Source organism: Prevotella sp. AM42-24, assembly GCF_003461825.1.
Lineage (GTDB): Bacteria > Bacteroidota > Bacteroidia > Bacteroidales > Bacteroidaceae > Prevotella > Prevotella hominis.
Map to the genome: position 1 here is coordinate 1 of NZ_QTXV01000053.1, position 7,018 is coordinate 7,018.

4 protein-coding genes and 2 tRNA genes are annotated in these 7,018 nt (G+C 41.9%); 1 reads left to right on the forward strand and 5 read right to left on the reverse strand.

Annotation, left to right across the window (positions count from 1 at the left end):
• Positions 1-53: 53 nt before the first annotated feature.
• The 5 genes from DW917_RS12995 to DW917_RS13015 form a co-directional block, all read right to left on the reverse strand.
• Complete coding sequence (locus DW917_RS12995; protein WP_118119384.1) at positions 54-1,139, reverse strand: glycosyl hydrolase 53 family protein; 1,086 nt, start codon at positions 1,137-1,139, stop codon at positions 54-56.
• Positions 1,140-1,515: 376 nt separating this feature from the next.
• The gene (locus DW917_RS13000) at positions 1,516-3,084 is read right to left on the reverse strand and encodes a polysaccharide lyase family 1 protein (RefSeq protein WP_118119386.1); all 1,569 of its coding nucleotides are present in this window, start codon (positions 3,082-3,084) and stop codon (positions 1,516-1,518) included.
• Positions 3,085-3,203: 119 nt separating this feature from the next.
• On the reverse strand, positions 3,204-6,074 hold the full coding sequence (locus tag DW917_RS13005) for a pectate lyase (RefSeq protein WP_233524738.1): 2,871 nt from the start codon (positions 6,072-6,074) through the stop codon (positions 3,204-3,206).
• Positions 6,075-6,091: 17 nt separating this feature from the next.
• Positions 6,092-6,451 (reverse strand): subtilase, encoded by a 360-nt coding sequence (locus tag DW917_RS13010; RefSeq protein WP_118119388.1) that lies wholly within the window; start codon positions 6,449-6,451, stop codon positions 6,092-6,094.
• A 224-nt stretch (positions 6,452-6,675) separates the two neighbouring features.
• Positions 6,676-6,748 (reverse strand) — tRNA-Phe (locus tag DW917_RS13015).
• A 161-nt stretch (positions 6,749-6,909) separates the two neighbouring features.
• On the opposite strand from DW917_RS13015, the gene DW917_RS13020 reads away from it, so the two are divergent.
• Positions 6,910-6,985, forward strand: a tRNA-Pro gene (locus DW917_RS13020).
• The last annotated feature ends 33 nt before the right edge of the window (positions 6,986-7,018 follow it).

Genomic DNA, 7,018 nt, shown 5'->3' on the forward strand with positions numbered 1-7,018 from the left:
CTCATTTTCAATCGATTACATAAGAATTAACAGAGTATTGTTATTTAATATTCTTATTTATATGCATCGAATACAGCAGTTGGTTTACCAGAGTTATCAAAAGCTCCCTTGGTATAAGCACCCCAACCCAAAGTACTATAGTTGGCAGGCTTCCAGTTGTTGTAAACCTCAGGTTCCCAATAGAAGATACCTTCGCAGGTAGGAATAGCCTTGCAGCCATCCACCATCTTCTCCATCATTGGCGCAGCCTGATCAGAACCCCACCACATACCTATCTCTGAAACGATGACATTGCAATTGTACATCGCTGATAAAGTCTTGATATTATTCAGGCAACTGGTGGTTAATTCCTGCCAATTGTTATCTTCTGGATAAAGTGACATACCGATGACATCCCATTTTCCACCCTTCTTCTTCAATTCGCCAAAGAGCCAGGTATAACGGCCGAGATTATTACCCTCATCCACGTGCACAATGACTTTAGCCTGTGGATAAACTTCCTTCACGGCATCATAGCCAGCATTGACATAAGCAGCAAAGTTGGCAGCATTCTTTGACGCTTTACCAGTTACAGCCTCATCGCTGCTGAAGAGCATTCCATCACGGGTTTCATTACCCACCTGTACCCATTCTACGTTGGTGACCCCTCTCTCTTTCAAGGCAGATAATACATCCTTGGTATGATTAGCTACCGCCTGTTTCATCTGCTCGAAAGTATAACCCTGCCAAGCAGCAGGTACTTTCTGGTTTCCCGGATCTGCCCAAGTATCAGAATAATGGAAATCAATCATCAAGCGATAGCCGAGCGCCTGAGCACGACTTGCCTTGGCGATGACATCATCCTTACCGCACCAACCACCTTCCGGATTTACCCACACGCGAAGGCGGATTGCATTTGTACCAAGGTCGCGAAGAAGCCACATGCATTCCTCTGCCTTGCCATTCTGATTATAGAATTTCACACCGTCCTGCTCCATTTCTGTGAGCCAACTGACATCGGCTCCCTTAGCGAAACCGCTCATATCGTATGTTTTCTCCTTTTCAGGAACTGGAGAATCGTCGCTGCTGCAACTTGTTCCTGTGATAGAGAACAAGAGCGCTGTAGCCAGCAACATGGCTTTTCCAAATAATTTCTTCATTTTTTATGCAAAAATAATCAAATAATTGATTGGTTTAAACCGATGACAACAACATCCGTAAGAATCTGCTTATCGGATAATACCCGATGAAGAACAATGCCACGAGAAAAAATATTTCTCTTAGATTTACTCAAGATTACATTCATTGTTAGTTTAATCTTTTAGGTTTATTGTTTTATTGAATTGTTTCGCTTGCAAAAGTACAAAATATCGTAAAAACAACAAGACATATATCAGACAAAGATAAATAAAAAACGGACAAAAGCCTGTTTTTATCGAGCTTTTGTCCGTTTTGTAGTTAATCTGGCAAGAAACTTTTATCCGTTTCTATCCATATCTCTATGAAAAAAATCACTTATTAGAAACAACTTTCTCGTTAGAAAATAACTTTCTTTACGCTTGCAATACCATCAAAGTTGATCTTCTTTACAATATTGATTCCTTTTTGAGGTGCAGAAAGATGGGAACCCGCCAAATCATAATATTCTATACGAGAGGTTCCTGCTTCTGATGTTTTTTCTGCAAATAAGATGCCAGTAGTAGCACCAGACATGGTATTTCCGTTAGCATCAAAAGTTTTGGCTGTATCGTAGTTTTTGATAGCATGATCGAACTCTGCTACATCTGTTGTTGGAATCTCATTGGTATAAGCCTTCCAGATTTCCACTTTACCTGCACCAGAATACTTCTCGCAGATGGCAGGAACATCCACCGTCTTGTCGAGATAATGCTGGGTGTAAGAGGCTACGGTCTGAGTAGGAACCCAATCGGTTTTGGTCACACCAAAACTTTTACTTATCTTAGCGCCATCAATATTGGTGTAACCCTCCATCAAGTTGTTACAACCCTTATAGATGCAGTCATAACCTTCAGCTTTAGAAATATTCAAGCTACCGCCTCTGTCTGAACGGATAGGCGACTTTGTATTCTCGAAATAGCATCCCTCTTCGTATGCCACAGCTCCCGTACGAATATCCCAACCATCCTCACAACCACGCATATAGTTATTATAATAATGTACATGACCACCACGTTGGAGAGGAAGACGAGAACCTTGGATATTATCAAAGAAATTGTGGTGGAAAGAGATGGTACGACAGTTTTCATAAACATCTGAATCACCCTTACCCCACAAGCAGCTCTTGTCATGGTCGTGGAAATAGTTATAGCTGAAAGTCATCCACTGCACATTGTTCTTGCAGTCGAGCAAACCATCATAGCGGTCTTTGTTGGCAGCATCACCATTGAAGAACTCACAGTGGTCAACCCAGATATGTCCACCCCAGTTGGTCTTGGCACTTACCTTATCAGCCTGGATTCCGATGCAGTCAGGGTCGCCCACTTCTACTTGTGCACCATTACGCCAAGCCACAATCTTATTCTCACCGGTTCTGAGCACAGGTACACCCTTCATAGTGAAACGACAGTTACGGATAATGATGTTATCAACCGACTGCATCACGAAGGTGATATGAGAAAAGAGAGGAGCCAAGCCTGTTGCAGGGTCCACCACACCAATCAAAGTCTTGTTAGGAGCAACCATAATGCGCTCGCCATAGACAGACTCCACGCCAGACTTACCACTCTGGTCATCAAGCAAACGACCAGTACTCAGATCATCCACATAGCACTTGATGCCTGTAGTAATATCATGATCTACGATAACGATATATGGGTCAGTTGCCTGGAGATAGGCCTGCAGTTGAGAGAAGTTATCAGCCTTTACCACCTTGCCACCAGCGCCACCAGTAGTACCACCTGCACGATACCAGTTAGAACCAGGAACACCTTCGTAGGCAGCAAAGCCATCCATTGAGAAGTCACGACCATCCTGAATCTGTGCATTTGCCATCATTGAGAAGCCACAAAATAAAGCAGCAGCCAAGATGGTTTTACGGCAAGTTACCTTGAATGGTACTGAAAGAATAGGGTTTATATGTTTCATTGCAAAGTTTAGTTTTGTTTGTTGTTTTGAGAAAAAAGGGCTGTCCTCATCATGAAAAGACAGCCCTTAGTTTGTTTCACGTTATATTTCCTTCCCTCATTGGGAAAAACATGTGTTTATTATTCTGTTACAGGTACAAGTTTGATGAGAGCGATTGTAGTTGTATCACCCTTTGTAATCTTATGAGCACCTGCCTCAAGCACAACTGTTGTAGGAGCTCCTGTCTGCTTTACGCCATCTACCTTTACATTAGTGTTTGCACCAGAAAGACCATAATATACATACAGAGTCATCTTCTGAGATGTGGTGAAAGAAACTTCTGTTTTACTTTCCATCTTAAGACTTGCTGTATAAGTTGTACCTTCAATAACTGTGTCTTCCTTTTTAACATTCTTAGCTTCACCTGTCAAAACAAATGCACTATTAGAAGGAACAGCCTCTTTTCCGTTCACAGTAAAGCTGCATGTTACAGTACCCTCAATAGGAGTTACTGTGCTGCCACCTTCTGAACCACCAGTAGAGCCACCAGTGCTACCACCTTCACCAGAACCTTCGCCAGAACCAGAACCACCAGTCTCGCCACCTTCAGTAGAACCACCTTCGCCAGTTGCATTGCTCTCACCGAACACCTTAACAACACCAGAAGTATAAGCATCAAGAATGCTTGCCAAAGCAGGCCATGGCTGCTGATGACCATTTGTTACGACTGTCTCATCAGGAATAACGAAATCAATATCGCCATGATTCAAACGACCTGCACCATAGAATCCTTCTACAATAGCAGGAACATCTTCTGCCTTATCTGCAGCGTATGCATACATGAGGCTTGAGTTGGTATCGAAGTTGTTGTAAGAAGTACCACCTACCAAAGTCTTTACGCTTGAAGGAACCTGCTCACTTGGGGCAGAAACCTCGTAAGCATCAAAACTTGTATTATTGTTTGCGTATGTGATATAGCTGAAGTTATCAGGTTTGTTGGCAAATACATTGCCGTATGCCTTAATCAAGCCACCTTTCTCACCAGAGAAAGTACCATCACCCATAGCATCAGTACCCTGCAAAGAGCTCATGATAGGACGCTTAACAGCATCAAAGTAATTAGACTCCATGAATACACTTGAACCACTGGTTGCACCAATACCATAAACATCATTGTGCTGATAGTAGTTGTTGTACATGTGAACACTCATAGTACGAATACGAGCCATACGAGAGTCTGAATGGTCGAACCAGTTGTGGTGATAAGTGATATAGTTAGGGCCACTTTCACTCGTCATACCACACATAGAAGCCTTACCATTATCCCAGAAGCGGTTGTATGCTACAGTTATATACTGGGAGTCACCCTTGATATCTACAGTACCATCACCCTTGGCTTGGTCGGAAGCGCCACCCTTCTTGCCATAGAAGAGATCCATGTTGTGAATCCATACATGAGAGTTATCAGTATCAAGAGACATAGCATCATCCAGGCAACGCATGATAGCAAAGTTACGGAACTCTACACTCTTGGTATTACGAAGCAAGAAACCAAATCCATATACAGTAGCATCATCACCGACTCCTTCGAAAGTCATGTTCATTTCAGAGTGAGCACCCTTACCTTTAATCTGCAAACCTTCTGCAGAACTTGAAATTCTGTCCAAGTCAGAAAGGCTTACCTTACCGATGATTCGGAAGACGATAGGAGTTGTATCCTCACCCTTTTGATAAGCATCAATAATAGACTGAAGACCCGTAATCGTCTCTAGCTTTCCTGTATCAACTGTTGTAGAAACAGTCTTGGCCGTCTTGGCTGTAATATACAGGATCTTAGCACCAGTCTTCAAAGTACCATCATTATTATAAGCACCTACACCATCATACTTGAAATGAGCAAAGCCCTCACGATTGTAGCTCTTTACTACCAAGTTAGAAGCAGTATTGGCACCAGTAATCTCTGTACCTTCAGCATTGACAGGAACAACCTTTACAGAATAAGTACCAGCCTTCAAACCGAGAACATCAGCACGATAGTAAGAAGCATACTGACGAATCAACTGAGCATCAATCTTCTTGTCATCTACATATACATTATAAGAAGAAGCGCCCTCGAATGGAGCCCACTTCAAGTAGGCAGACTCCTGCCAGCCCTTTGCCTCAGTAATCTGAATCACACCTGCAGGATTTTCAACATCACCACTTTCGTCCTGATCGGCCTTCTTAGCAAAACTGATGGCTTGAACAGAAGCATCATACTCATCATTCTCTGCACCAGACTTAGGAGTAATAATAGTCTTGTCACCTTCGAACTTAACACTTGTCAAGTCGGCAGTATTATAATACTTCACATCACCAGCATTGGTGGTAACATACATCTGATTGACCTTGCTGTTACGAGCAACGGCATTGGTAATTTTGTCGGTAGAACCAGGAGTAACAGCAGATCCGCCACCTACAGTCTCAACCTTGATGCTATAAATGTTCATACCACCACCATTGGTTTTCAACACGACATCACCATCAGCAGTTACAGTTCCTACGTTGGTAACCTGATCTTTTGTAGGAGTACCAAAAGAACCAGAAACCGAAGTCAAGTTAGTAGCATCTAAGCAACGAGCAGTAGAAGTACTACCAGTCTTGCAGCTAACTGTTACTTTCTGACCAGCCTTCAGACTTGGAATAGTCAAAGAAACACCATTTCCGTTCAATTCCAGGCGAGAAGAGCCATAGTTCAAGCGGACTTTTGCTTTTCCTTCGGATTTATCAGCAGGAGCACCAGCAGTAAACTTCAAGCCCTTAGTATAAGCCAATTCTGAGCCATTTGCAACAAGAGCCGCTTTCTCCAAAGCTAAGGTATAGCCGTAGCGATCAGTTCCCAATACCCAATTGGCATCAGCTGCACATAAAGCCTTATCAGCCTCGCTCATTGCACCAAATGTCCATGTCTGAGCCATGGCTGCACTCAAGCTCATCAAGAGGAGTGCCAAAGTAAATACCATTTTCTTCATTTTACGTTCCTCCTTTTTTACTTGATAATTACTTTCTTACCATTCACGATGTAGATACCCTTAGACAATCCCTCAAGAGAATTACCTACGAGTTGACCATTGAGGTTAAAAACCTTACCCTGCAATGACTTCTTGACCTCTTCTATCTTGTTGATTCCTGTAGTAGAATCATAAGAAAAAGAAAGAGACACAAGCGACATATCCTTCGTTTCAGAAGAATTGTCCGCATAATTGAGCGTTACGTTATCACCATCGAAGGTGATCTCGGTGACGGTTTTGTCTGAGACATTACCATCAATTTTAACGGTCTGCTTGTTGTTCGCAAAAACAACGGAAGCAAACATACCCGCTAAAAGCAGTAAATAAGTTTTTTTCATTTTAAACTAAAATGTTTAGTAGATATATATTATTTTGGTTTTTATGATTTACTTTTACGCTGCAAAGGTAGCCAAAATTCTGATACAGCAAACGTTTTCGTTTCACTTTTTACACGCAAACGTTTTCATAAGTGTCAATGTGCCATTAAAACGAAATCTATAAAAACATTAGGGAAATTAAAAAAGCCGAATCTTGTTACGAAGATTCGGCTTCTAATAAGAAGTGGTACCACCAGGAATCGAACCGGGGACACAAGGATTTTCAGTCCTTTGCTCTACCAACTGAGCTATGGCACCAACTAATATGAACAAACAAGAATTCTCATTTGCGGGTGCAAAGGTAGTACTTTTATTTGATTCCACCAAATTTTTCCGCACTTTTCTTTCAAAAAAGTTTAAAATTTGCCTTTTTATTTTGAAATATATCAGATTTTATGTACTTTTGCAGCCAATAAAAGCGGGATTTAGCGCAGTTGGTAGCGCACGTCGTTCGGGACGATGAGGTCGCTGGTTCGAGTCCAGTAATCCCGACCAAATATAGTTTAACTTTCTGATTATAAGGATTTT